Here is a 25,698-nt window from a genome sequence, read left to right on the forward strand (position 1 = left end):
GCGCCATGCTTTCAAGAAAGTTCCTCCGCCGCGCCGCCATAACGGCAGCTTCCTGCGCCGGCATCCTCGCGCTATCGGTCGCCACCCTGTGGGAACTCGACCGCGCCTTCCCGCCACCCTTGCCGGCTGAGCTCACGGTCTCGACCGAAGTCCAGGACCGCGATGGCCAGCTGTTGCGCGCCTTCGCCACGCCGGACGGCTACTGGCGGCTCGAAACCCGGCTCGACCAGGTCGACAAGCAGTTCGTCGACATGCTGGTCACCTATGAGGACAAGCGCTTCTGGGACCATCAGGGCGTCGACGTTCTGGCGCTTGGCCGCGCCGCCGGCCAGCTCATCACCAGCGGCCACATCGTCTCCGGCGGATCGACGCTTTCGATGCAGCTCGCCCGCCTGATCGAGCCGCGCGAAAGCCGCAGCCTCGGCTCCAAGATCAAGCAGATGCTGCGCGCCATCCAGATCGAGCGGCGGCTGTCCAAGCGCGAGATCCTCGAACGCTATCTGACGCTGGCGCCCTATGGCGGCAACCTCGAAGGCGTGCGCGCCGCTTCGCTTGCCTATTTCGGCAAGGAGCCGAAGCGGCTCACCGTCTCCGAAGCCGCCCTGCTCGTCGCCTTGCCCCAATTGCCGGAGAAGCGCCGGCCCGACCGCAACTTGGCAATCGCCCACGCCGCCCGTGACCGTGTGCTGACCCGCATGGTCTCGTCGGGCCTGATCGGCGAACGCGAGGCCGCGCGCGCCGCGCTTGACGACGTGTCGGGCCTACGCCGCACCTTGCCGGCGCTTGCCCCGCACGCCGCCTATGCGATGCTGCCCAGGGCCGTCCCCGGCCAGCCGCTCAAACTCACGATCCGCAAAAGCGTCCAGGAAGGACTGGAACAGGTGGCGCGCGACGCCGCGACCAAGCTTGGACCGCGTCTGTCCGTCGCCATGGTGCTGGCCGATTCACGCACCGGCGAGATTCTCGGCGAAGTCGGCTCGGCCAATTTCTTCGATGCCAGCCGTTCCGGCTGGATCGACATGACCAAGATCGTGCGCTCGCCCGGCTCGACGCTGAAGCCGTTCATCTACGGGCTCGCCTTCGAACAGGGACTGGTGGCGCAGGAAACGCTGATCGAGGACAGCCCGGTCGATTTCGGCGGCTACCGGCCCAAGAATTTCGACATGGGTTATCAGGGCGATGTCAGCGTCCGCCAGGCGCTGCAATTGTCGCTCAACGTGCCGGCGATCCGCGTGCTCGACGCGGTCGGTCCGGCGCGGCTGACCGCGCGCTTCCGCCAAGCCGGCGTCAACCCTATCCTGCCGATCAACGAGGCGCCGGGCCTGGCCATCGGCCTCGGCGGCGTCGGCGTCACGCTGCGCGACCTGGTCCAGCTCTATACGGGGCTCGCCAATGGCGGCAAGACGCACACGCTGCATGACGGCACCGAGCCGGCCAATGCCGAGCGCACCACCGCCACCATCCTCAACGATCAGGCGAACTGGCAGATCATCGACATCTTGTCGGGGGTCAAGCCACCCGAAGGCGCCTTGCAGCGCGGCATCGCCTACAAGACCGGCACCTCCTACGGCTACCGCGACGCCTGGTCGGTCGGCTTCGACGGCCGCTATGTACTGGGTGTCTGGGTCGGGCGTCCCGATGCCAGCGCCGTGCCGGGCCTTTCCGGCTACGTCTCGGCCGCCCCCATCCTGTTCGAGGGCTTTGTCCGCTCGGGCCTTGCCACCGTGCCGCTGCCGAGCAAGCCGCCCGGCGCCTTCACCCCCAAGCGCGAGGACCTGCCGGTGACGCTTGCCCGCTTCGGCGCCGGCGCCGATGGCCTGGTGCAGGCGACGCCGACCGAGCCCGCGCCGACAATCATCTTCCCGCCGGACGGCGCCCGCGTCGACCTCGCCACGAATTCCGCCGACGCCACGCCGCTGGTGCTCAAACTGCAAGGCGGCCGTGCGCCGTTCCGCTGGCTTGCGAACGGCAAACCGCTGGTTGGCCTCGACCGCCGCCGTACCGCGACCTGGCAACCGGACGGCGCCGGCTATTCGACGCTGACCGTGATCGACGCGGCCGGGCGAGCGGCCAGCGTGAAAGTGTTCGTTGAATAGAGTGCGCCAGGCGATTCTGCGCGTTGGCTTTTTCGCGCTGACGGTTGTCGCTCCCGTTCTGCCGGCACTTGCCGACCCCCTGCCCGCCGGCTTCGTCCGCCTCGCCGATATCGCCCCGTCGATCTATCAGGACATCCGCTACGCCGGATCGGACAATTTCCTCCACCGCAAGGTGACCGGCTACGATGCACCTGTCTGCATTCTCACCTTGCAGGCGGCGCAAGCTCTTGCCAGCGTCCAGCAGGCCATCGCCGCTAAAGGCCTGACGCTGGTGGTCTTCGACTGCTACCGCCCTGCCCGTGCCGTCGCCGACATGGGCGACTGGACGCGACAAGGCGGGCCGCCCGATCCGCGATGGTATCCCGGGGTTCGGCGTGGCGACCTCATCGCCAAAGGTTATGTCGGCGAACTGTCGACCCATTCGCGCGGTTCGACCGTCGATGTCGCGATCGCGCGGGCCGACGGCCCATCCGTCGCCAAATCCGCTTGCGGCGCCATCGATGCCGATACGCTCGATTTCGGCAGCGGTTTCGACTGTTTCGACCCGATGAGCGAGACGGCGCATCGCCCGCTCGGCGATGAAGCGACAGCAAACCGCAGGCTGCTCGTCGAGGCCATGCGTGCCGGCAGCTTCAAGAACTACGCGCGCGAATGGTGGCACTATACGCTCCGGCATAAGCCCTTTCCCACCCAGCGCTTCGATTTCCCGGTGAGCGCCGAGTGATTTGCCGGACCAGCGCGCCTTGCCTCGGCACCGCGCATCCCTAGATAGAACCTCGAATCCGCGCCGAGCGCCGGCGAGGAAAATATTTCCCCATGCGACCGAAGATCGTCGAAGATTTTCTTCAGGAGGACAAAAAAGGCAACATTCGATGCATCTAATTTCTATCAATTCGCTAGATTTGGCGCGGGTTCAACGGAGGCAGAAATGACCAAACCTCATTTCCGGAAACTGCTCGGCGCACTGGTCGCCACATCTGTCCAGTTCGGCACGCTCGGTTTCGCGTTCGCCGACACCACCATCCTGAACGTGTCCTATGATCCGACGCGTGAGCTCTACAAGGCCTATGACGAGGCCTTCGCCGCCCACTGGAAAGCCGAGACCGGCGAGACGGTAACCATCCAGCAGTCGCATGGCGGATCGGGCGCCCAGGCGCGCGCCGTGATCGACGGCCTCGACGCCGACGTAGTGACGCTGGCGCTCGAAGGCGACATCAACGCCATCGTCTCCAAATCGAAGAAGATCAATCCCGACTGGCGCAAGAAATTCGAAAACAATTCAGCGCCTTACACCTCGACCATCATCTTCCTGGTCCGCAAGGGCAATCCCAAGGGCATCCACGACTGGAGCGACTTGGTCAAGGATGGCACCCAGGTGATCACCCCCAATCCGAAGACCTCGGGTGGCGCCCGCTGGAACTATCTCGCCGCCTGGGCCTACGCCAACGCCCATGATGGCGGCGACGAAGCCAAGACCAGGGAATTCGTCGGCAAGCTTTACGCCAATGCCCCGGTTCTCGACACCGGCGCGCGCGGCTCGACCGTCACCTTCGCGCAAAAGGGCATCGGCGACGTGCTGATCGGCTGGGAAAACGACGCCTATCTGGCGCTCGACGAATTCGGTGCCGACAATTTCGAGATCGTCTATCCGCCGACATCGATCCTGGCCGAGCCGCCGGTGGCGATCGTCGATGCCAATGTCGATGCCAAGGGCACGCGCAAGGTGGCGGAAGCCTATCTCGGCTGGCTCTATTCCAAGGAAGGCCAGACGATCATCGCCAAGAACCACTATCGTCCGGCCAAGCCCGAACTGGTGGCGCCGGCGGATCTGCCCAAGACCCCCGACATCAAGCTGATCTCCATCGACGATCCGCTTTTCGGCGGCTGGAAGAAGGCGCAGCCTTATCATTTCGGCGATGGTGGTATATTCGACCAGATCTACAAGCCGGCCCAGTGAGGTTGGGCAGTGCCCGAAGAAGCCCGCGAATGGGCTTCTTTCAGCGAAAATCTGGTTGAGTAAGAAGGGACGATCCAGAACCCCATGACCACAGCACCCGCGCAGGCGGGGTGGCGATTCAGGCAGCCGAGTGTCATTCCGGGTTTCGGATTGACGCTCGGCTTCTCGCTTGCCTACCTCACCCTCATCATCCTCATTCCGCTGTCCGGGCTGATCTGGCGCTCGGCCTCGCTCGGCTGGGCTGAATTCTGGGCGATCGCCAGCGACCGCCGCACCATCAACGCGCTGGAAATCAGCTTCGGCACCGCCTTCCTCGCGGCGGCCGTCAATGTCGTCTTCGGCACGCTCGTCGCCTGGGTACTGGTGCGCTACCGCTTTCCCGGCCGCCGCATTGTCGACGCCATGGTCGACCTGCCCTTCGCCCTGCCGACCGCGGTGGCCGGCATTGCGCTCACCACGCTCTATGCGCCGAATGGCTGGATCGGCAAATTGCTGATGCCGCTCGGCATCAAGGTCGCCTATACGCCGCTCGGCATCGTCGTGGCGCTCGTCTTCATCGGCCTGCCCTTCGTCGTGCGCACGGTGCAGCCGATCATGGAGGAGATCGACAAGGAGGTGGAGGAAGCCGCCGCCACGCTTGGCGCCAGCCGCTTCCAGATCATCACCCGCGTGCTGTTTCCGGGCCTGGCGCCGGCCATCATCACCGGCTTCTCGCTGGCCTTCGCGCGCGGCGTCGGCGAATACGGCTCGGTCATCTTCATCGCCGGCAACCTGCCCTACAAATCCGAGATCGCACCGCTGCTGATCGTCATCCGGCTGGAGGAATACAATTACCCGGCGGCGACCGCGATCGCTGCGATCATGCTGGCCCTATCGTTCGTCATGCTTCTGGTCGTCAATCTCGTGCAGACATGGAGCCGCAAGCGCTATGGCTGATCCCGAAATCAAATCCTACGAACCCTACCATGAGAGCCGCTCGGCGGCGGTGACCGAGAGCCGTCCGGCACAGGCCGTGCTGATGGCGATCGCTTTTATCTTCCTCGGCGTCTTCCTGCTTTTGCCGCTGATCATCGTCTTCCACGAGGCGCTGGCAAAAGGCGTCAGTGCCTATACGCAGGCATTGGGCGAGCCGGACGCACGCTCGGCCATCCACCTGACACTGCTTGTCGCGGCGATCTCGGTGCCGCTCAATGTCGTCTTCGGCATCTCCGCCGCCTGGGCGATCGCCAAGTTCGAGTTCAAGGGCAAGGCGTTTCTCACCACGCTGATCGACCTGCCCTTCTCGGTCTCGCCGGTCATCTCGGGCCTGGTCTATGTGCTGCTGTTCGGGGCGCAAGGGCTGCTCGGTGAGTGGCTGAAGGCACACGGCATCCAGATCCTGTTCGCCGTGCCCGGCATTGTGCTGGCCACCGTCTTCGTCACCTTCCCCTTCGTCGCCCGCGAACTGATCCCGCTGATGCAGGAACAGGGCAATGGCGATGAGGAAGCCGCCCTTTCGCTTGGCGCCAATGGCTGGCAGACCTTCTGGTATGTGACGCTGCCCAACGTCAAATGGGGCCTGCTCTACGGCGTGCTGCTGTGCAACGCGCGCGCCATGGGCGAATTCGGCGCGGTATCGGTGGTGTCCGGCCATATACGCGGCCTGACCAACACCATGCCGCTGCATGTCGAAATCCTCTACAACGAGTACAATGCCGTCGGTGCCTTTGCCGTCGCTTCACTGCTTGCCGGGCTGGCGCTCGTCACGCTGGTCTTGAAAACACTGCTCGAGATGCGCTACGGCGCCGAACTCGCCGCGACGCGCGGACATTGATGCATGTCGCCCAAAAGTGGCTACCGGTTTTGGGACAACGACATGCATCCACCAAAAAAGGTTTTGTAAATGGAAGTTCGCGTTGCCAACGTGCGCAAGGAGTTCGAGCGGTTTCCAGCGCTCCATGACGTGTCGCTCGACATCAAGTCGGGCGAACTGATCGCTTTGCTGGGGCCGTCAGGCTCCGGCAAGACTACGCTGCTCAGGCTGATCGCCGGGCTGGAACGGCCGACGCGCGGCAGGATCTTCTTCGGCGACGAGGATGCTTCGCAGAAGTCGATCCAAGAGCGCAATGTCGGCTTCGTCTTCCAGCACTATGCGCTGTTCCGGCACATGACGGTGGCCGACAATATCGGCTTCGGCCTGAAGGTCCGGCACGGGGCCTCGCGGCCGCCGGCAGCAGAAATCCGCCGTCGCGCTTCCGAGCTTCTCGACCTCGTCCAGCTTTCAGGGCTGGAGAAGCGCTATCCGGCACAGCTCTCCGGCGGCCAGCGCCAGCGTGTCGCGCTGGCGCGTGCCATGGCGATCGAACCCAAGGTGCTGCTGCTCGACGAGCCGTTCGGCGCGCTCGATGCGCAGGTGCGCCGCGAGTTGCGCCGTTGGTTGCGCGAGATCCATGACCGCACCGGCCACACCACCGTCTTCGTCACCCACGACCAGGAAGAGGCGCTGGAACTTGCCGACCGCGTCGTGGTGATGAGCCAGGGCCGCATCGAGCAGGTCGGCACCGCCGACGATATCTATGACACGCCGAACTCACCCTTCGTCTACGGCTTTATCGGCGAATCGAGCTCGCTTCCCGTCAAGGTCGAGAATGGCGAGATCTGGCTCGCTGATCGCCCGATCGGGCTGTCGGCGCCGCACGCGCCCGAGGGCGAGGCGACGCTCTATTTCCGCCCGCACGACGTCGAACTGCTCGATGGCTGCAGCGGCTGCATCGCCGGCACGGTCGCCGCCAGCCGCCGCGTCGCCGGCACCCGGCGCGTCGAACTCGAGATCGGCGGCGAACGCCAGCGGGTCGAGATCGAACTGCCCGTCGGACATCCCGCGGCGCAGAAGAGCCGGGTGGCGTTCCGTCCGGGGCGTTGGAAGCTGTTTCCCGCGGCCTAGGGCCACGGTGATTTGGTACGCCAAAGGGACATCTCGGACCGATGGCAGTGACCTAAGCTTTTACCAGGCCCTTCAACGATAGCACCAAGGTCATTGGATGCTTCGGAGAAGCCGCGAAGCCGTAGTGCTCGTAGAAGGCTTTCGCCTCATCCGATATGGCATGAACGAAAATGCCGCGAATCCCGAGGATCGTCGCGGCGTGGCCGGCGCGCAGAACGGCGTCTTGCAGGAGCGCGGCACCCAGCCCCTTGCCTTGCCAGCCTGCGTCCACGGCAAGGCGCCCGAGTACGACCATTGGGATGGGATCCGGCATGTTGCGACGGATGGGGCCAGGCGCCTCCGCAAGATCAAGCCCGCCCGAAGACAGGCAGTAATAGCCGACAACCCGAGCGCCTTCCGCCACCACATAAGTCCGAGACGCGCCACCGACTTGGTTGGCCCGCGCCCTACGGCGAAGCCATTGGTGGAGGCTTTCAGTCCCACTTTGGAAAAGTTCGAGATCGTGGTTTTCGGCCAGGGGCGCCGGCGCCAATAGCATCAGTCCTGCCATGGCTTGGGCGCGTTCATAAGGCGCGCAAAACCCTCCCCGCTTGGCGGTTTGTCAAGGATGTCGAGATAATGCCGGTAACTCTCCGGATCCACCTTGATCAGGGTCTGGTCGAGCAGCGTCTCCTCAGCCGAACGGTAGGCGGCGTCGATCATGAAGTCGGAGCGGGTTTTCCCGCGTATTTTCGCGGCGCGGTCAATTAGTATGCGCATGTCCTCTCGGATACGCAGATTGACAGGCTTGGCGTGGTTCTCAGGGGCGGCCTTTGTCATGGAGGACTCCTTTCCGGCATCATAGCACTTCGCATACACAATGTGTATCTACTTGTTGCCTTGCCAGGAGGGACTGAAGGGGCCGGCCAGACAGAGCGAACCCACCTGAAAGAAAATGCTACGATCCGCCAGTTCGGGCAACGGTTTTTCTAGCGACGAGCGCCAAGCTCTGGAACCCATGCCTCGCCCCGCCCCCTGCGCCACGGCTATGGTCTAGCCATAACGCATTGCATCCGGAGCCTTTTCATGAAGCGATTTTTCCTTGGCGTTGCCACCGTTGCCGGCCTGTTCCTCGCATCCTCCCAAGCTTGGTCGGCCGACAAGCTACTCAACGCCTCCTATGACGTCGGCCGCGAACTGTTCGTCCAGGTCAACAAGGCCTTCGTCGCCGGGCATCCGGGCGTGACAGTCGACCAGTCGCATGCCGGCACCTCGGCGCAGGCCCGCGCCATTGCCGAAGGGCTTGGCGCCGATGTCGTCACCTTCAACCAGGTCACCGATGTCGATTTCCTGGTCAAGAAAGGGCTCGTCTCCGCCGACTGGCAGAAGGACTTCCCCAACAACGCCTCGCCCTTCTATTCGCTGCCTTCATTCCTTGTGCGTGCCGGCAATCCCAAGCACATCAAGGACTGGAACGATCTGGTGCGCGACGACGTGCAGGTGATCTTCCCCAACCCGAAGACATCGGGCAATGCGCGCTACACCTATCTGGCCGCCACTGCCTACGCCAAGGAAGCCTTCAAGGGCGACGACGCCGAGGTGAAGGAGTTCATCACCAAGCTGTTCAACAATGTGCCGATCTTCGACACGGGTGGCCGCGCCGCGACCACCACCTTCGTGCAGCGCGAGATCGGCGACGTGCTGATCACCTTCGAATCCGAGACGCGCGGCATTCGCAAGGAGTATGGCGACGACAAGTTCGAGCAGGTCACGCCTTCGGTCAGCCTGCTCGCCGAATTCCCGGTGGCGATCGTCGACAAGGTCGCCGACCAGCACGGCACGCGCGAACTGGCCAAGACCTATCTCGATTTCCTCTACACGCCCGAGGGCCAGGACATCCTAGCCCAGAACGGCAACCGGGTGCGTGATGCAGCCGTCGCCGCCAAATACAAGGCCGATTTCCCGGACGTGCGCCTGCTGACGGTGGAAGACGTCTTCGGCGGCTGGGACAAGATCCAGAAAGAGCACTTTGCCGCCGGCGGCCTGCTCGACCAAGCCTATGGCAGCCGCTGACGGTTGCGGCATGGATTGAACAGATGAGGAAAGCCGGCAGTGAGCCGGCTTTCTTCGTTTTTGCCATCAGCCAGGACGAATACGGCATCATCCCGGCAAAACGTTACAAAGAATCAACGCGTTTGTGCCTAACGTGCTATTCGGCGTCTTGTTTTCGCGAAATATCATCGTGCGGCGAAACCGTCATTATTTGCACACAAACAGCCGCCAGATGCGGGGTGGTTGGGGCTTCAACGGGTTGACTCGGGCATGCTGACAAAAAAAGGCAAATACGGCCTAAAGGCCCTCGTGCATCTGTCTGGCCTGCCGGCGGGCCAACTGGCCTTCGTCAACGACATTGCTGTCGCCAACAACATCCCGAAGAAATTCCTCGATGCCATTCTGGGCGAATTGCGCAATGCCGGCTTTGTCCAGAGCCGCAAGGGCAAGGAAGGCGGCTATCGCCTCGCTCGCCCGGCTTCCGAGATCAAGATCGGCCATGTCGTGCGCGTGTTGGACGGCCCGCTGGCGCCGATCCCCTGCGCCAGCCGCACGCAGTACCAGCGCTGCGAGGATTGCGACGAGGCGACCTGCCAGGTCCGGCACATGATGCTGGAAGTGCGCCAGGCCATTGCCGAGGTGCTCGATAACAGAAGCCTCGCCGCCATGCGCGATGCCGATAACGACGATTTCCCGGTCGAGCTCTCCTCGCAGATTTAGTCTAGATCGACGGCTGGGGGCGGCGTTTGTCATAGCAAGGTTCCATGATCGCCCATGGCGATGCCATGACAGGCGACGGTACCGGCTCATGAATTGGCCAGCAGACGCATCGCGTCCGCAACGGCATCGGCGACGGGACGCGTCGCGTCGATTGTCAGCGCCCGCTCATCGCTCCCCGGCGGCTCGAGAATGGCGAACTGGCTGTCGACCAGGCTTGCCGGCATGAAATGGCCCTTGCGGCTGGCGACCCGCTGCCTTGCCGTCGCCGGATCGATCTCCAGATAGAGGAAGACGATGTCGGGGCAAAAACCGCGCAGGCGCTCGCGATAGCCGCGCTTCAGCGCCGAGCAGGCCGCGACCACGCCCTGCCCTTCGCCGACCGACGCCGCGATGCGCTCGCCGATGGCGTCGAGCCAGCCCTCACGCAACTGGTCGGTAAGTGGCTCGCCGCTTGCCATGCGCGCCACATTCTCCGGCGGATGCAGCCTGTCGCCTTCGATGAAGACGGCCCCCAGCGCGGCCGCCAGCGCAATGCCGACAGCCGACTTGCCGCATCCGGCGACGCCCATCACCACAATCGCCGGAGGCACCGAACCGGGAGCGCCCGCCCGCGCCTGCGCTGCTTCTTCGTCCACGGCTAGAACATGATGCCGAAAAGTGTGAAGCGGTTTTCGGACGACATCATGCTCTATCTCCTTGATTTAGAGGCGGATTCAGATTTCAGGTCGATCCGGCCTGAAATCATCCGGCTCTAGCGGCTTGCCGGCGCGCGGCCGTAGAGCAGCAGCATGGCGACAATGACGACGCCATAGATGATCTGCCGCCCCGCCTCCGGCATCTGCATGACCGACAGGATGGATTGCAGAAGCGTGATCAGGATGACGCCGGCGACGGTGCCGAGATAGGACCCGCGCCCACCGAGGATCGAGGTGCCGCCGAGCACCACTGCGGCGATCGACGGCAGCAAATACGCATCGCCCATCGACTGCGCCGCCTTCGAGGCATAACCGGCCAGCAACACGCCGCCAAAGGCCGAGAGTCCCCCGGAGACGGCGAAGGCAATCATCACCACGCGCCTTGTGTCGATGCCGGATAGATAGGCAGCGCGCTCGCGGTTGCCGATGCCGTAGACGGTGCGGCCAAAGCCGGTGCGAGTCAGCACGAAGACCATCGCCGCCCCGATCAGCGCCCAGATGATGACCGCATTGGGCACGCCTGGAACGGCAAAGCCGGTGGCGAGGTAGCGCATCGCGCCCGTGGCCGAATCCTGGGGCGAGAAACCGCCGGTATAGACCACCATCAGCCCTTGCGCGACGGCATTGGTGGCAAGCGTGATGATCATCGAGGGAATGCGCAGATAGGCGACGCCGATGCCGTTGACGACGCCGATCAGCACGCCGCAGAAGATGCCGAACGGAATGGCCAGCACCACGCCGACCGGGCCGTAGGCGGCCGCCGCGCAGGCCATCATGGCGCCCGCGGCCACCGACCACGGCACCGACAGGTCGATCTGGCCGAGCAGGATGACCAGCATCATGCCGGTGGCGATGACGCCGAGGAACGAGGCCACCTTCAACTGCTGCAGCAGATATTCAGGTGACAGGAAGCTTCTGGAATAAAGGCTGCCGAGGAACAGCAACAGCACGATGCAGGCGAATGCCGTCAGCACAGCCGGATCGGCGCGGCGGATGAATTTCGGCATGCGGCCGGCAATGCCGCCCAATGTCGTTTCGCTCACAGGAACCACTCCAGCCGGTTGCGGACCCGAAACAGGGCGAAGGCGCCGAGGCTGACCGCGATCAGCAGGATAACCCCCTGGAACAGCGGCTGCCAGAGCGGATCGAAATCGAACACGAACAACAGATCGCCGATGGTGCGGAAGGCCAGCGCGCCGAAGATGGCGCCGATGGCGCTGCCCTTGCCGCCGAACAGCGAGACACCGCCCAGCACCACGGCGGCGATCGAGAACAGCGTGTAGGCGTTGCCGCTGGCATAGGCAGCGTCGCCCGTATAGGTGAAGAAGGTCAGGAACAGCCCGCCGATCGCGGCCAGCAGCCCGGCCAGCGTGTAGGCGGCGAACTTGCCGCGCCTGATCGGAACGCCCGACATATAGGCCGCCGTCTCCGACGATCCCGCCGCATAGGCAGCACGGCCAAGCACCGAGCGGCTGAACGGCACCCAGATCAACAACACGATGGCGAACAGCACGACGAGGCTCGCCGGCACCACATCGAAGACGCGTCCGGTCATCGCATCGGCCAGGTCCTCATTGACCGAGCCGCCTGGAAAGGGCCGCAGCAGAAGGCCGATGCCGTAAAAGACGGCGCCGGTGGCGATGGTGGCGACGATCGGCTGCAGCCGGCCGTAGATGACGATGGCGCCGTTGATGGCGCCGCACAGAAGACCGACCGCCAGCACGGCGATGACGCCGAGCGTCGTCTGCATGGGCGTGCCCACCACCAGCCAGGAGGCCAGGCAGTTGGTAAGCAGAAAGATCATGCCGACGGACAGGTCGATGCCGGCGGTGATCACCACCAGCGTCTGCGCCATGGCGACGAAGGCGAGCAGCACGCCCTTGTTCGCCGCCGTCTGCACCACATTGGCGGTGAAGCCGGCCGGGTGGTTCGAGGTGTAGATGATGAACATGACGATGAAGATGCCGAGCGCCAGCAGCGTTCCGCGCTGCTCTGCCAGCCAGTAGCGCCAATCTTTCACGCACTTGCTCCCAGGCCCACCGGGCTCTCCTCGCCATGGATGTTGAGCGCGCTCGCTATCAGCGCCCGCTCGGTGATCTCGGCGCCGACCAGTTCGCGCTTGACCGCGCCGTCGTAGAGCACCAGCACGCGGTCGCAGCAGCCGATCAGCTCGTCATAGTCGGTCGAATAGAACAGGATCGCGGCCCCGGCGTCCGCCAGCTTGCGCATCAGCTGATAGAGCTCCTGCTTGGTGCCGACATCGATGCCCCGCGTCGGGTCGTTGAGCAGGATGATGCGCGGCTGGCGCATCAGCCATTTGGCGATGACCACCTTCTGCTGGTTGCCGCCCGACAGCGCGCCGACCGGAATATCGAGGCCCGCCGTCTTGATCGCGAGCAGGCCGACCATATCGTCGATCAGCCGCTGTTCGGCGGCGCGGTCGATGATGCCGCCCTTGGACAAGCGATCGAGCGCGGCGAAGGACAGATTCTCGCGCACCGTCATCGGCAGCATCAAGCCTTCGGTCTTGCGGTCCTCGGGGATCAGCGCCATGCCGATGCCGTCCTCGCGGGCCGCCGCGGGACTGCTGATCGCCACCGGCTTGCCGTCGATCAGCACCTCGCCGGAAAGGCCGCGCAGCACGCCGAAGAAGGCAAGCAGCAATTCGCGCTGGCCCTGGCCGTCGAGACCGCCGAGGCCGACCACCTCGCCTGCCCTGACGGTCAGCGAGATGTCGTGCAGCCGGTCGGCCCAGGAAAGCTTGCGGGCTTCAAGCCTGGGTGCGGCTGTAGCTGGCACGGTCGCCGGTTTGGGCGGGAAGATGTGACTGTATTCGCGGCCGATCATCAATTCGACCACCTCATTGTCGCTCTTCGAGCCGGCCTTGTAGCTGGCGACTTTGCGGCCATTGCGGAACACCGTGCACTGATCGGCAAGTTCGGCGATCTCGTTCATGCGGTGCGAGATGTATAGCAACGCCAGCCCTTCCGAGCGCAGCCGTTTCAGGACGCCAAAAATCTTCGAGACATCCGCCGCCGTGAGCGCCGATGTCGCCTCGTCGAGGATGAGAATGCGTGGCTTTCTGGCCAGCGCCTTGGCGATCTCGACCATCTGCCTTCTTGAAAGGGGAAGGTCCTTGACCAGCGCCAGCGGATGGATGTCGGCCGCGCCAGCGCGCGCAAGGGCTTCCTCTGCGACGCGACGTTGCGCCTTGCGGTCGATCATGCCGAAGCGTTTGGGCGGATCGGAAATGACGATGTTGTCGGCGACGCTGAGATCTGGAACCAGCGACAGCTCCTGGAAGATGCAGACGATGCCTGCCTGGTTGGCGGCGGCTGGCGACAGGAAGGTCACCTCACGGCCATCCAGCGTCATGCGGCCCTCATCGGGCGCCACGACACCGGCCATGACCTTGATCAGCGTCGACTTGCCGGCGCCGTTTTCGCCAAGGATAGCGTGGATGCTGCCGGATGTGACGACAAGCTCCGCCTTTTCCAGAGCTCGCACGCCACCATAGCGCTTGGATATGCCTTCCATCTGAAAGAGCGGAACCGCACTGTCCATCGGCCCTCCCCGGGGCGCTTTGAGCGTATCAATTGACCGGCGCCGCGGGAGATCCCACGGCGCCGGGAGTGCAGCCTACTGGTCCGCCTTGGTCTGCCCCATGATTTCCTGTGCGGTGAAATTGATGCCGCAGGTCGGGAAGGAATTGCCGACGAAGAAATTGTCGGACTGGTCGGGGAAGAAATCCTGACCAGCCTTGAAGTTTGGATCCTCGACGATCGCCAGCGGCAGCTTGACCGATTGCGGGACGACATTGCCTTCAAGCGCCGCGATCGCCGTCTTGATGGCAACCGCCACCTGCGCCGGGCCAGTACCGGCCGACGAGCACTTCAACCCGTCGGCCGCATGGGCCGCGCAGAATTTGCGGAAGCCGTTCTCGGTCTCGCCGCCGAACGGCACGAAGGGATGCTTGGCATCGATCATCGCCTGCACGATGCCGGTGTCGCCGCCCTGCCCGGTGACGCCGTCGAAGGGGCCGTTGGTGGCGATCGCATCGGCCGAAGCCTTTTGCGCAACGCCGTCGTCCCACTTGCCGACGACCTCGGTGACGGCCCATTTCTTGCCGGAGGCATCGAGAACCTCGTGGATGCCAGTGTGGCGGTCAGTGTCGACCGACGTGCCGGCAACGCCGCGCACCTCGAGCACCTTGCCGCCATTCGGCACATGGGAGACCAACCATTTGCCCCACAGCTCGCCAAGACCCTTCTGGTCGACATTGACGTTGATGGCGTCCTTGGTGTCGAGAATGTTGTCGAAGGCAACCAGCACGACGCCGGCTTCCTTGGCGCGCTTGATCACTGGCCCGAATGCGGTCGGGTTCTGCGCGTTGACGACGATCGCGTCATAACCGGAATCGATGAAGTTGTTGATCGCCGAAATCTGCGCCGGCACATCTTCGCCGGTCGAGACGACCTTGAATTCCTTCAGCTTCGCGGCGACGTCCTTCTGCGCCGCATAGGCCTTCGCGGTCTGCACCATCTGGATGCGCCACGTATTGGCGATATAGCCATTGGCGAGCGCGATGCGGTACGGCCCAGCCTTCTTGGGGAACTTGAAGAATTGGGTGTCAGCGGCCCAGGGCGCGAAACAGTCAGGCTCGGCAGCCGGACCTTTGACGATTTCGGGACCCGCGGCAATCGCCGACGAGCTCAACATAACGAATGCAGTGGCGGCAACGATGCCACCGACGATTGACTTGATCATCGATAATCCTCCCGATTGCAGTTCTGATTTGTTGCTTCAGTTTCATGCAATTCTCGCGTTTCCGGCAGGCCCTCCCGCCTTGCCCAGTCACGCCTACCCAGGTGCCAACGACCTTTGCGCCACCTCCCCTTTGCCGTCCCCGTCGATCGAAGAAAAACTATCATATTATACATAATAAACAAGCATGAGCTGTTGCTTATGTATAATAAACAAACCCAGCACTTCAGAGGCGAGGCTCGTTCAGAAAAATGGTAGCGCTACCATAACGTTGTGTAAAGCACCATTTGAGCGTCTTCTAGAAAGCGGGTTCAGCGGGCTGTACTCTCGCGGCGCTTGAGCTCGAAGCCGAGATCGACGACCCGCTCCTGCGGCCGGTCACCGGCGATCGCCGCCAGTGCCATGGCCACGGCACGCCTGCCGATTTCGTAGCGGTAGGTGCGGATGCTGGTGATCGAGGGAAACGCCACCTGCATCATGTCGAGATCGTTGAAACCGACGATGCCGATGGTCTTGGGCACATCGATCGCGGCGCGGTGGCATTCGAACAGCACACCGAGCGCGATGTCGTCATTGTTGCAGAACACGCCGTCGAGCGTCGGCATCTTGGCCAGGGCATCGCGGAACAGTTCTCGCCCAAGCGGCACGCTAGACAGCACCGGCGTGGTGGTGACCAGGCGCGGATCAAACAGCCCGGCCTTCTCCATCGCCGCGCGGTAGCCGGCGAGGCGCCGCTGCGAACGCGGGTCCATGCGCGCGCCGATGAAGCCGATGCGGCGATACCCTGCCTCGATCAGGTGCTCGGTCGCCGTCCTGCCGCCGTCGAAATGCGAGAAGCCGACCATCATGTCGACGGGATCGGGCCCGGTCTCCATCACCTGCACCACGGGGCAGCCGGCATTTTCGAGCAGTTTTCGCGAGGTAGGCGTCTGGTCGATGCCGGCGACGATCAGCGCTGCCGGCCGCTGCGAGCCGAACAGCTGCAAGAGCCGCTCCTCCTCGAGCCCGGAATAGTGCGTGTTGCCAAGCTGGATGCGGAACGGGCTGTCCGACAGGCTGTCATAGATGCCGCGCACCACCTCGGCGAAGACGTTGTTGGTGAGCGATGGCACCAGCACGCCGAACACCTCGGCGCGCGCCGAGGCCAGCGCGCGCGCATTGGGGTCCGGCACATAGCCGAGCTCGTCGACGGCGGCCTGGATCTGACGGCGCAATTCTTCCGAGACGCGCTCCGGCTCGCGCAGCGCCCGCGACACGGTGATGGCGCCGACGCCGGCCTTGCGCGCGACATCCGCTATGGTCGGGCGGCCGCCGCCGCGGCGCGAGCGCGGCTTGATCAAGGCCGAGGTCCGCTTGCACACATCCGCAGTACGATCATCTCAGCTGCCGCCATCTCACCGGCCTATCGCCGCAACCCTTGATGTCTGGGGTCGCGCAGTGCCTGCCTATTGTCAAGCCGAGGCGCGCCTCAGGCTGCCATGACGGCCCTTTGCCTTGCCTTCCACATGAACAGCCCGATCGCCACTATGTTCAGCAAATTCCAGGCGATGCCATTGAGGAAGGCTACGGCGTAGGATCCGGTCAGGTCGTAGATCCAGCCCGACATCCAACCGCCGATCGCCATGCCGAAGATCGTCGCCATCATGACGATGCCGATACGCTGGCCGGCCTCCTTGGCCGGCAGGTATTCGCGCACGATGATCGCATAGCAGGGCACGATGCCGCCTTGCGACAGGCCGAACACCAACGACACGACGTAGAGCGAGGCGAGCCCGTCGAACGGAATGTAAAACAGCAGCGACAGGCATTGCAGCACCGAGCCGATGACCAGGGTCTTCGCACCGCCGATGCGATCGGCGATGAAGCCCGAAGCGAGCCGGCTGACGACGCCCGCCGCCATCATGATCGACAGCATGTCGGCGCCATGCGCAATGCCGTAGCCAAGATCCATGCAATAGGCGACGATATGCACCTGCGGCATCGACATCGCCACGCAGCAGCCAAGGCCGGCGACAACCAGCAGCGCCTGCAGCGCCGCCGGCGACATGGGAATCGGCTGCACAGACCGGCTTCCCGGTGAGCCGGCGGCGGTAGCCTCAGGAGCGCCGCGCCGCAGCATCAGCACCAACGGCACCATGGTGACCAGGCAGAAGATGCCGATCGCGGCATAGGTGAAGCGCCAGCCTTCCGCCTTGATCAGCGTCGGCATGATGGTCGGCCAGAGCGTTCCGGCGAGGTAATTACCGGCCGCCGCCGCCGTGACGGCGACGCCACGCCGGCGGTTGAACCAGTGCGAGATGTCGGCGATGAGCGGCCCGAAGATCACCGACGTGCCGACACCGATAAGCAACCCTTGCGCAAGGGTGAATTGCAGGATCGAGGTCGAAAGTGCGGCAAGCAGCAGGCCGGCCGAGAGTGCCACGGAGGAAATCAGCGCCGGGATCCAATACCCCATGCGATCGATGGCGCGGCCGACCAACACATTGCCGGCGGCGAAGCCCACCATGGTCGCGGTGTAGGGCATGGATGCCGCGGCGCGGTCGACGCCGAACTCCGCCTGCACCGCGGGCAGCACCACGACGACAGCCCACATGCCGACCCCACCGATCGTCGCCAACACCATCGATATGGCCAGGCGCACCCAGGCGTAGGAACTGTCTATGCCGGGGCTCGGCCGGTTCAGGTCGGTTCGGGTCAATGGCGTTTCCTGTCGGCGGTCTCGAAAACCGGCCACCGTTTGCGCCACTATCGGCGCATTCTCTGCGTGCAGCAGCGCCACAGCAGGCAAATCCGTGGCTCCAGAGCGGACAGAAGGCGGGAACCGACGCCAATGTCTGGAGTTTTCCGACCATCAAACCGCAAAGGAGTGCCAGCCATGACCGCTGCCAGGCAGAAATGGTCGGCCGAGGTGACCGAGCACAGCAACGCTATGGATCTCGAGGATCACATCTTCGAGTCCGACGATGCCAGGAAGATCGCCGCCTCGCTCAAACGGTCGGCCGAACACAGCCACCGCCGCAAGGCCGAACCTTTTCAATCCGCCATGTCGATGCTGAATTTCTATATCAACCGCGCCGGCAAGAACCTGCCCGCCACGCGCAGGCGAGTGCTCGAGCACGCCAAGGACGAACTGCGCGTGGCCTTCGGCCGCGAGAAGGAAGGTTAGCTCCAGCCTCGGGTGTATTGAGATTCAGGTCAGGCCGAGCCGAGAATGGTGGTTTTCGAGAACCGGCGCGCAGCGTACGTTTGGGTACGTGAGCACCGGAAGCGCAGAAAACTGCCGTTCGCAGGCCGGCATCACCTGAATATCAACACACCCTAGCGCGACTTGATCACGTGATCGGTGTTGGCGAGCAACTTGCGCACCGCGGCGCGCGCTGCGTCCGGGCGTTGCAGCCGGATGTTCTTCTCGATCGCCTCATGCAGCTTCTGCACGTGATTGAGATCGTCGACCGCCCGTGTCGTAAAGGTGAAGAGATGGTCGAACGCGGATTCGATCAGTACTCCGAGCGGCACCAGAAGATCATTGCCGGATGCGCGCAGGATGGCCAGGTGGAAGCGTGTGTCGGCGCGCGTGCGTTCCTGCAGGCTGGCCGCCTCCCCCATCTCGCGGCAGGCCTGGCTGATCTCGGCCATCTGCTCGTCGGTCCGCCGCATGGCGGCGAAGGCGGTGGCTTCCGGCTCGATGATGTGGCGGAATTCCTGCACCGTCTTCAGAAACACCTCGCGGTCGGGCGAGGTCGCGTACCAGGCGAGCACGTCACGGTCGAGCAGGTTCCAGCGTTCCCTGGGCTCGACCCAGCTGCCGATCTTGGGGCGTGAAGCAAGCAAGCTCTTGGCCATCAGCATCTTGATCGCCTCGCGCACCGCCGAGCGACTGACGCTGAAGGTTTCCGACCATTTCGCCTCATTGGGCAGGATGGTACCGGGCGGATAATCGCCGCGCACGATCCGCAGGCCAATTTCGCTGGCCAGCGACGTGTGCACGCTAGCGCCGGGAATGCGTGCCGCGTCGGGCCGGCGAACACCGGAGGGGCGTTCGGCGGATGCCGGCTTTTTCGGCGATTTTTCCTTGTTCGGCTTTGCGTCCCGCATGGACTTCAGAAAGGCCGGTTTGCGGAAGCTGTCAAGCACCACCGGGCGGTTGGGCCACAAAGCGCGCCGCTATGCACAGCCCAACCCCGTTTTGCCTGCTTGCTCAGGCGGTTTTGACGTATTTGCGCCAGCTATGCTCCGGACGGAAGCCCAGCATATCGCGCGCCTTGCGGTTCGACAGCAGCGTCTCGTACTCACCGAGTTCGGCCTTGACCGGCACGTTGGGATAGAATCGCTTCAGGAGTTCGGCCGTCGGCAGGTCGGACGAAGTGTCGTCATTGGCGGCGTTGAACACCTGGTAGCCGAGCCCGTCCTTTTCGATGGCGCGCAGCGTGATCTGGCCGAGATCGCGCGCGTCGACATAGCTCCAGGCGATGCGCTTGCGGAAACCGGGATCGGCGAACCATTTCGGGAACAGCGAATATTCATGCGGCTCGATGACATTGCCGATGCGCAAGGCATAGATGTCGGTGCCGTTGCGCTGCGCGAAGGCACGCGCGGTCTTTTCGTTGACGATCTTGGACAGCGCATAGCTGTCCATCGGGTCGACGTCATACTCCTCGTCGAGCGGGAAATATTTGGGGTCGCGCGGTTCGTTGGCGAAAACCAGGCCGTAGGTCGTCTCCGAGGAGGCGACGATCACCTTGCGGATGCCGAGCTTCACCGCCGCCTCGATGACATTGTAGGTGCCCATCGCATTGATGCGGAACACTTCATTGTCCGGCGTGATCATGATGCGCGGGATGGCAGCGAAATGCACCACCGCATCCACCGGCTGCGGGCGCAGCGAGGGGTCGAATTCGTGCAGGCCCATATAACTCGACAGCGCGTTGAACACCTGCCCGCTATCGGTGATGTCGGTGACCAGCGTGCGCACCTTGGGATTGTCGAGCGGCTTGGTGTCGATGTTGAGCACCTGGCAGCCCTGTTCGACAAGATATTGCACGACATGGCGCCCAGCCTTGCCGCTGCCGCCGGTGAACATGATCCGCTTCGTCATTCTGGTCTCCATGACAGGCTCTGGAATTACCGTCTATTGTCAGACAATATTGCTTTCTGCAACCGCATATGGCTAAAACAGCGGCGCAATTATCGATAATCCGGGATAGGACGACGACATGAACACCACCACCGCGCGCGAAAAGATCGGCTTCATCGGCCTTGGACTGATGGGGCACGGCATTGCCAAGAATATCGTCGACAAGGGCTATCCCCTGACATTCCTTGGCCGCAAGAACCGCAAACCCGCGGAGGACCTCCTCGGCCGCGGCGCCAAGGAGGCGTCGACCTCGCGCGATGTCGCTGCAGCGTCCGATATCGTCTTCATCTGCGTCACCGGTTCGCGCGAAGTGGAAGCCATCATCCGCGGCCCCGGCGGCCTCAAGGAAGGCTTGAAGAAAGGCTCGGTCGTCGTCGATTGTTCGACCTCGGACCCGGTCTCGACCGTGGCGCTTGCGGCCGAACTCAAGGCGCTTGATATCGACTATGTCGACGCGCCGCTGAGCCGCACGCCGAAGGAAGCCTGGGAAGGCACGCTCGACGCCATGGTCGGCGCACCCGACGCCGTCTTTGCCAGGGTCAAGCCGGTGATCGAGACCTGGGCCGGCCGCATCGTCCACATTGGCGACACCGGCGATGGCCACCGCATGAAGCTGCTCAACAATTTCATTTCGCTGGGCTACGCCGCCATCTATTCCGAGGCGCTGGCCCTGGCCGAAAAGGTCGGCATCTCACCGCCGCGTTTCGACAGCGTCATCCGCAACGGGCGCATGGATTGCGGCTTCTACCAGACCTTCATGCGCTGGACGTTGGAAGGCGACCGCGACGCCCACAAATTCACCATCGCCAACGCCTTCAAGGACCTGACCTATCTGGAATCGATGGCGGGTGCCGCCGGCATCGCCAACCCGCTCGGCAACGCCACCAAGAACTCCTTCGCCGGCGCCCATGCCACCGGCCCGGCCGAGCAGTTCGTGCCGATGCTGGCGACGCATATCGGCAAGGTCAACGGCGTCGACCTGATGCCGACCAAGGATGGTAAGAAGCAGACGATTTAAGGCTCTAACTCTTTGTTTTGACGCAACTCCCTAGGGAGAGCGCTACGCGCTTTCCCGGGAATTGCTCTAACGGCCGGACGGCTACCGCCGCCGGCTGCCGATCCCCTCATCGGTGTCGGCGAGCAGCTTGTGCACGGCATTGCGCGCCGCCGCCGGCCGTTGCAGGCGGATGTTCTTCTCGATCGCCTCGTGCAGTTTCTGCGCCCGGTTCTGGTCGCTGACCTGGCGTGTCGTGAAAACGAAGAGATGGTCTAGTGCGGACTCGATCAGCACGCCGAGCGGCACCAGCAGGTCGTTGCCCGAGGCCCGCAGGATGGCGAGGTGGAAGCGCGTGTCGGCACGGATGCGTTCCGGCAGGTTCGCAGCCTCCCCCATCTCGCGGCAGGCCAGGCTGATCTCGGCCATCTGCTCGTCGCTGCGCCGCATGGCGGCGAAGGCGGATGCTTGCGGCTCGATGATATGGCGGAACTCCTGCACGGTGCGCAGGAAGGTTTCACGGTCGGGTGCGGTCGCGTACCAGGCAAGCACGTCGCGGTCGAGCAGGTTCCAGCGCTCCTTCGGTTCGACCCAGCTGCCGATCTTGGGACGTGATGCCAGAAGGCTCTTGGCCATCAGCATCTTGATCGCCTCGCGCACCGCCGAGCGGCTGACATTGAACGTCTCCGCCCATTTGGCCTCGTTGGGCAGGATGCTGCCGGGCGGATAGTCGCCGCGCACGATCCGCAGCCCAATCTCGCTGGCGAGCGAGGCATGAACACTGGACCCGGGAAAGTGCGCCGCATCCGCCCTGCGCACGACCGCCGGATCGCGGCTGGCTTGCGCCTTGGCCCGGCTGGCTTGTCTCTTTGCCTTGTCCTGGGGCATCCACGTTCCAATAGGTCGGCCGCCTGTCGCCCGGAGATACTCCGAACCCTTTGGCGCGCCGATCCCGTCACCGAAAAATCCAAACCACGGACGCGTCAAGGCCGGAGCCTGTTGCCCCTTGCCACGGCGTCTCGCTCAGGAATTGACGGGGCGCCCGTTGCCGAGCGCCCCGGATCGGAAGACCTATTTCTGGATGCAGGTGTCGACCGTATCCTTGGTGCATTCGTCGAGGCCGGTGAAGACCGGATCGTCGACCTTCTTGCCCTCGATCAGGTCGATCATCACCGACGGCGCCTTGTAGCCCATTTCAAAAGGCCGCTGGCCGACCAGCGCGGTGACCAAACCATCCTTGGCGATCGCCACTTCGTCGCCGATCGTGTCGGCGGCGCCGATGACGAAGTCGTTCTTGGCCAGCCGGTCCTTCAGCGGTCCAACCAGGTCACGATAAGGCTGCGGCGCGCCGAACAGCGGCCAGCCGCCCATGATGCCGAAGGCGTCGAGCTTGGGGTTGGCGGCGAGGATGTCGGTCATCGCCTGAACGCCCTTGGCGCCGTCGTCATTGGTGAACACCGGGCAACCGGCGACTTCCGTCCATCCGCCTTCACCGGCAAGTGTCGCGAGACCTTCCTTGCCCGTCAGAGCGTCGCGCATGCCTTGTGCGCGGCGCAGGATGTTGTCGGCAGCCGGATTGCCTTCGATCGTGCAGATCGTGCCGCCCTTCGGCTTGGCCTTCTTGATGTACTCGCCGATCTTCTTGCCCATCAGGTAGTTGTCGGTGCCGAGATAGGTCTTGCGAAGGGCTGCGTCTTCCTTGGCAAGGTCGGCGTCGACGGTCATGATCGGGATCGACGGATTGGCGCTCTTGATCGTCTGCGCGATCAGCGGCGCGTTGGACGGCGAAATCGCCATCGCAACGGTGTCGGGCTTGCTCAGCATATCCTGGACGATCTGTGCCTCGCCGGCCTCGTCGGACGTCGACGCCGGACCGGTGTAGAAGCACTCATATTCCGAGCTGGCATTCTCCTTGTTCCATTTCTCGCAGCCCTGATGGATGGCTTCGAAGAACGGGTTGTCGAGACCTTTCACCACGATGACGAGCTGCTTCTTGGCCAAAGCCGGCCCGGCGCCCAGCGCCATGGCGGCGACGGCGGCGAGCAATACTGTTTTCCTCATGTCAGTCCTCCCTTGGAAACAAACGGACACGGCGTGCCCGCCATACAAATCGACTTGATGCGAGATGGCAGAGCCAACGCTCGTGCCGCCGGGCAAGGCCGATAAGCATTTTCAGATGCGACCGGACCGGCAACGTGCCGGAACGGCCGATAACCTCCCACCGGTCCCGCCGCGACAAAGGCCCAGGACCGGAAATCTTTCTCCGACCATCAACTAATAACGGCGCGGCGCCAACGTCAATTGCTATTTGTCCTACAAAACGGATTTTTCAGAAGCACATGTCACTATTCGTCTGACAAATAGCCAATTTCGACAATTGACGCCCGAGTAGGCATTCGCGTAAATGCCGAAGATCGTTGCTTCCGGGAGGAATGGGGAGCACGATATCGGAGCTGCGACCTGGAAAAGGCATGCAGCAAGACATGGGAGGCAACAGGCTGGTGGCGGTTCTCGAACTCACCAACATCTCGAAGCATTTTGGCGCCATCCAGGCTGTCAACGACGTGTCGCTGTCGATCGAACCCGGCCAGGTCGTCGGCCTGATGGGCGACAATGGCGCCGGCAAATCGACGCTGGTCAAGATGATCGCCGGCAATTTCCATCCGAGCCATGGCACCATGCGCATGGACGACAAGGAATTGATCCTGAACAAGCCGGCGGAGGCCCGCCAGCACGGCATCGAAATTGTCCATCAGGATCTTGCACTCTGCAACAATCTGACGGCCGCCGCCAATGTTTATCTCGGCCGCGAGCTGCGGCGCGGCGTCGGTCCATTCCGCATTCTCGACTATGCCGCGATGTACAAGCGCGCCGGCCAGCTGTTCGCCGAGCTGAAGTCCGAGACCCGCCCGCGCGATCTCGTCAAGCAGATGTCGGGCGGCCAGCGCCAGGCGGTGGCGATCGCCCGCACCATGCTGTCGCAGGCCAAAATCGTGCTGATGGACGAACCGACGGCGGCGATCTCGGTCAGGCAAGTCGCCGAAGTGCTCAACCTGATCCGCCATCTGCGCGACCAGGGCATAGCGGTGGTGCTGATCAGCCACCGCATGCCCGACGTGTTCGACGTCGCCGACCGCGTCATCGTCATGCGGCGCGGACGCAAGGTCGCCGACAAGGCAATCGCGTCGAGTTCGCCCGAGGAGGTCACCGGGCTCATCACTGGCGCCATCGAGCAGGTCTCGTGAGCGCGGCTAATCCGGATTTCACCAGGCTGGCGTGCATCGCCGCCGGCAGGAAAGGTCGATAATGGCAGTCACCCTTGATCAGACGATCGCGCAGAAGCAGCACACTTTCCTGTCGCGGCTGTTCTCCACCCAGACCTTCTGGGTGGTGATCGCCGTCATCCTCGCCTGCATCTTCCTGTCGTTCGCCACCGACGCCTTCGCAACGTCGAAGAACCTCTACAACATCACCCGCAACATCACCTTCGTCGCCATCGTCGCGCTCGGCATGACCTTCGTCATCATCACCGGCGGCATCGACCTTTCGGTCGGCTCGGTTCTGTGCCTGTCGTCGATGGTGCTGGCCGTCACCATGCATGCCGGCTATTCGATCGAGATCGGCATCCTTGCCTCGATCGCCACCGCGCTCGCCATCGGTGCCTTCAACGGCATCCTGACCGCCTATCTCGGCTTTCCACCTTTCGTGGTGACGCTCGGCATGCTGTCGATTGCCCGCAGCCTGGCCATGGTCGCCTCCAACAACACCGTCGTCTTCCAGTTCGGGCCGGACCACGACAAGCTGCTGGCGCTCGGCGGCGGCGCCTGGGTGTTCGGCATCGCCAATCCGGTGCTCTACATGATCCTTTTGGCGCTGATCACCGGCTTCATCCTGCGCTGGACCAAGTTCGGCCGGCACATCTTCGCCATTGGCGGCAACGAGCACGCGGCGACGCTGACCGGCGTCCCGGTGAAGCAGATCAAGGTCGCCGTCTACATGATCTCGGCACTGTCGGCGGGCATTGCCGGCATCATCCAGACCGGATGGCTCGGCGCCGTCACCACCAATCTCGGTACCGGCATGGAGCTGCAGGTGATCGCCGCCACGGTCATCGGCGGCGCCAACCTGGCCGGCGGCGTCGGCACCGCCTTCGGCGCCATTGTCGGCGCCGCCCTCATCGAGGTCATCCGCAACAGCCTTGGCCTGCTCGGCATCAATGCCTTCTGGCAAGGCACCTTCATCGGCGGCGCCATCCTGCTGGCGGTGCTGTTCGACCGCATCCGCAATTTCAGGCGCAGCGACTGATTCAAGCGCCTTTCCTTCTCCCTGGTGGGAGAAGGAAAGTGCCGGCGTTATTCGTTTCACCTCCTATCGCTCAGTCTGA

At 63.6% G+C, this 25,698-nt stretch carries 25 protein-coding genes; 12 read left to right on the forward strand and 13 right to left on the reverse strand.

Annotated elements, in window-relative coordinates; translation table 11 throughout:
- Positions 1–5 precede the first annotated feature (5 nt).
- From pbpC to AB4Z43_RS04075, 6 genes are all read left to right on the forward strand, one after another.
- The gene (gene pbpC / locus AB4Z43_RS04050) at positions 6–2,096 is read left to right on the forward strand and encodes a penicillin-binding protein 1C (RefSeq protein ID WP_019859190.1); all 2,091 of its coding nucleotides are present in this window, start codon (positions 6–8) and stop codon (positions 2,094–2,096) included.
- Positions 2,089–2,820 carry a M15 family metallopeptidase gene (locus AB4Z43_RS04055; RefSeq protein ID WP_441936015.1) on the forward strand — a complete coding sequence of 244 codons (732 nt, stop codon included), beginning with the start codon at positions 2,089–2,091 and terminating at the stop codon, positions 2,818–2,820. Before pbpC ends, AB4Z43_RS04055 begins: the two co-directional genes overlap by 8 nt.
- 204 nt (positions 2,821–3,024) lie before the next feature.
- Positions 3,025–4,053: a sulfate ABC transporter substrate-binding protein gene (locus tag AB4Z43_RS04060; protein ID WP_019859193.1), complete on the forward strand. Its 1,029-nt coding sequence runs from the start codon at positions 3,025–3,027 to the stop codon at positions 4,051–4,053.
- 84 nt (positions 4,054–4,137) lie between these two features.
- On the forward strand, positions 4,138–4,989 hold the full coding sequence (gene cysT / locus AB4Z43_RS04065; protein ID WP_019859195.1) for a sulfate ABC transporter permease subunit CysT: 852 nt from the start codon (positions 4,138–4,140) through the stop codon (positions 4,987–4,989).
- Positions 4,982–5,866: a sulfate ABC transporter permease subunit CysW gene (cysW, locus tag AB4Z43_RS04070; protein ID WP_441936018.1), complete on the forward strand. Its 885-nt coding sequence runs from the start codon at positions 4,982–4,984 to the stop codon at positions 5,864–5,866. Before cysT ends, cysW begins: the two co-directional genes overlap by 8 nt.
- A 69-nt stretch (positions 5,867–5,935) precedes the next feature.
- Positions 5,936–6,976, forward strand: a complete 1,041-nt coding sequence (locus tag AB4Z43_RS04075; protein WP_441936020.1) for a sulfate/molybdate ABC transporter ATP-binding protein — start codon at positions 5,936–5,938, stop codon at positions 6,974–6,976.
- Between the two features lie 52 nt (positions 6,977–7,028).
- Here the strand turns inward: AB4Z43_RS04075 and AB4Z43_RS04080 are convergent, their stop codons facing one another.
- Positions 7,029–7,514, reverse strand: coding sequence for a GNAT family N-acetyltransferase (locus AB4Z43_RS04080; RefSeq protein ID WP_441936163.1), 486 nt, complete (start codon positions 7,512–7,514; stop codon positions 7,029–7,031).
- Positions 7,514–7,795: a type II toxin-antitoxin system TacA family antitoxin gene (locus AB4Z43_RS04085; RefSeq protein WP_064983733.1), complete on the reverse strand. Its 282-nt coding sequence runs from the start codon at positions 7,793–7,795 to the stop codon at positions 7,514–7,516. Before AB4Z43_RS04085 ends, AB4Z43_RS04080 begins: the two co-directional genes overlap by 1 nt.
- Positions 7,796–8,041: 246 nt before the next feature.
- On the opposite strand from AB4Z43_RS04085, the gene AB4Z43_RS04090 reads away from it, so the two are divergent.
- Together AB4Z43_RS04090 and AB4Z43_RS04095 are read left to right on the forward strand one after the other, a co-directional pair.
- Entirely contained in the window at positions 8,042–9,028 is a 987-nt protein-coding gene (locus AB4Z43_RS04090; protein WP_019859200.1) for a sulfate ABC transporter substrate-binding protein, read from the forward strand.
- A gap of 249 nt (positions 9,029–9,277) precedes the next feature.
- On the forward strand, positions 9,278–9,727 hold the full coding sequence (locus tag AB4Z43_RS04095; protein ID WP_019859201.1) for an RrF2 family transcriptional regulator: 450 nt from the start codon (positions 9,278–9,280) through the stop codon (positions 9,725–9,727).
- 86 nt (positions 9,728–9,813) lie between these two features.
- Here AB4Z43_RS04095 and AB4Z43_RS04100 read toward each other — a convergent pair whose 3' ends face one another.
- The 7 genes from AB4Z43_RS04100 to AB4Z43_RS04130 form a co-directional block, all read right to left on the reverse strand.
- Positions 9,814–10,362 carry a gluconokinase gene (locus AB4Z43_RS04100; RefSeq protein ID WP_202359633.1) on the reverse strand — a complete coding sequence of 183 codons (549 nt, stop codon included), beginning with the start codon at positions 10,360–10,362 and terminating at the stop codon, positions 9,814–9,816.
- Between the two features lie 116 nt (positions 10,363–10,478).
- Positions 10,479–11,465 carry an ABC transporter permease gene (locus AB4Z43_RS04105; RefSeq protein ID WP_019859204.1) on the reverse strand — a complete coding sequence of 329 codons (987 nt, stop codon included), beginning with the start codon at positions 11,463–11,465 and terminating at the stop codon, positions 10,479–10,481.
- A complete protein-coding gene (locus tag AB4Z43_RS04110) occupies positions 11,462–12,442 on the reverse strand; it encodes an ABC transporter permease (RefSeq protein WP_019859206.1) in 981 nt (326 codons plus the stop codon). The genes AB4Z43_RS04105 and AB4Z43_RS04110 overlap by 4 nt, the downstream gene beginning before the upstream one ends.
- On the reverse strand, positions 12,439–13,986 hold the full coding sequence (locus tag AB4Z43_RS04115; RefSeq protein ID WP_441936024.1) for a sugar ABC transporter ATP-binding protein: 1,548 nt from the start codon (positions 13,984–13,986) through the stop codon (positions 12,439–12,441). The genes AB4Z43_RS04110 and AB4Z43_RS04115 overlap by 4 nt, the downstream gene beginning before the upstream one ends.
- A gap of 75 nt (positions 13,987–14,061) precedes the next feature.
- A complete protein-coding gene (locus AB4Z43_RS04120; protein ID WP_202359632.1) occupies positions 14,062–15,189 on the reverse strand; it encodes a sugar ABC transporter substrate-binding protein in 1,128 nt (375 codons plus the stop codon).
- A 308-nt stretch (positions 15,190–15,497) separates the two neighbouring features.
- Entirely contained in the window at positions 15,498–16,526 is a 1,029-nt protein-coding gene (locus AB4Z43_RS04125; RefSeq protein WP_027047039.1) for a LacI family DNA-binding transcriptional regulator, read from the reverse strand.
- 128 nt (positions 16,527–16,654) lie between these two features.
- Positions 16,655–17,884: an MFS transporter gene (locus AB4Z43_RS04130; protein ID WP_027047040.1), complete on the reverse strand. Its 1,230-nt coding sequence runs from the start codon at positions 17,882–17,884 to the stop codon at positions 16,655–16,657.
- A 177-nt stretch (positions 17,885–18,061) separates the two neighbouring features.
- Between AB4Z43_RS04130 and AB4Z43_RS04135 the strand changes: the two genes are divergently transcribed.
- Complete coding sequence (locus AB4Z43_RS04135; protein WP_038647836.1) at positions 18,062–18,352, forward strand: DUF3175 domain-containing protein; 291 nt, start codon at positions 18,062–18,064, stop codon at positions 18,350–18,352.
- Positions 18,353–18,504: 152 nt separating this feature from the next.
- On the opposite strand, the gene AB4Z43_RS04140 is transcribed toward AB4Z43_RS04135, so the two are convergent.
- Both AB4Z43_RS04140 and AB4Z43_RS04145 read right to left on the reverse strand, forming a co-directional pair.
- Positions 18,505–19,281, reverse strand: coding sequence for a FadR/GntR family transcriptional regulator (locus AB4Z43_RS04140; protein WP_027047041.1), 777 nt, complete (start codon positions 19,279–19,281; stop codon positions 18,505–18,507).
- Between the two features lie 103 nt (positions 19,282–19,384).
- Positions 19,385–20,281, reverse strand: coding sequence for an NAD-dependent epimerase/dehydratase family protein (locus AB4Z43_RS04145; RefSeq protein WP_441936028.1), 897 nt, complete (start codon positions 20,279–20,281; stop codon positions 19,385–19,387).
- A 118-nt stretch (positions 20,282–20,399) separates the two neighbouring features.
- Between AB4Z43_RS04145 and AB4Z43_RS04150 the strand changes: the two genes are divergently transcribed.
- Positions 20,400–21,338 carry an NAD(P)-dependent oxidoreductase gene (locus tag AB4Z43_RS04150; RefSeq protein WP_441936030.1) on the forward strand — a complete coding sequence of 313 codons (939 nt, stop codon included), beginning with the start codon at positions 20,400–20,402 and terminating at the stop codon, positions 21,336–21,338.
- A gap of 81 nt (positions 21,339–21,419) precedes the next feature.
- Here the strand turns inward: AB4Z43_RS04150 and AB4Z43_RS04155 are convergent, their stop codons facing one another.
- Both AB4Z43_RS04155 and AB4Z43_RS04160 read right to left on the reverse strand, forming a co-directional pair.
- Positions 21,420–22,202, reverse strand: coding sequence for a FadR/GntR family transcriptional regulator (locus AB4Z43_RS04155; protein WP_019859216.1), 783 nt, complete (start codon positions 22,200–22,202; stop codon positions 21,420–21,422).
- 183 nt (positions 22,203–22,385) lie between these two features.
- Entirely contained in the window at positions 22,386–23,375 is a 990-nt protein-coding gene (locus AB4Z43_RS04160; RefSeq protein ID WP_019859217.1) for a sugar-binding protein, read from the reverse strand.
- Positions 23,376–23,815: 440 nt separating this feature from the next.
- On the opposite strand from AB4Z43_RS04160, the gene AB4Z43_RS04165 reads away from it, so the two are divergent.
- Together AB4Z43_RS04165 and AB4Z43_RS04170 are read left to right on the forward strand one after the other, a co-directional pair.
- Entirely contained in the window at positions 23,816–24,559 is a 744-nt protein-coding gene (locus tag AB4Z43_RS04165; protein ID WP_027047043.1) for an ATP-binding cassette domain-containing protein, read from the forward strand.
- 61 nt (positions 24,560–24,620) lie between these two features.
- Positions 24,621–25,619, forward strand: a complete 999-nt coding sequence (locus tag AB4Z43_RS04170) for an ABC transporter permease (RefSeq protein ID WP_019859219.1) — start codon at positions 24,621–24,623, stop codon at positions 25,617–25,619.
- The last annotated feature ends 79 nt before the right edge of the window (positions 25,620–25,698 follow it).

It is taken from the genome of Mesorhizobium sp. 2RAF45 (assembly GCF_052115225.1).
GTDB classification, from domain to species: domain Bacteria; phylum Pseudomonadota; class Alphaproteobacteria; order Rhizobiales; family Rhizobiaceae; genus Mesorhizobium; species Mesorhizobium jarvisii.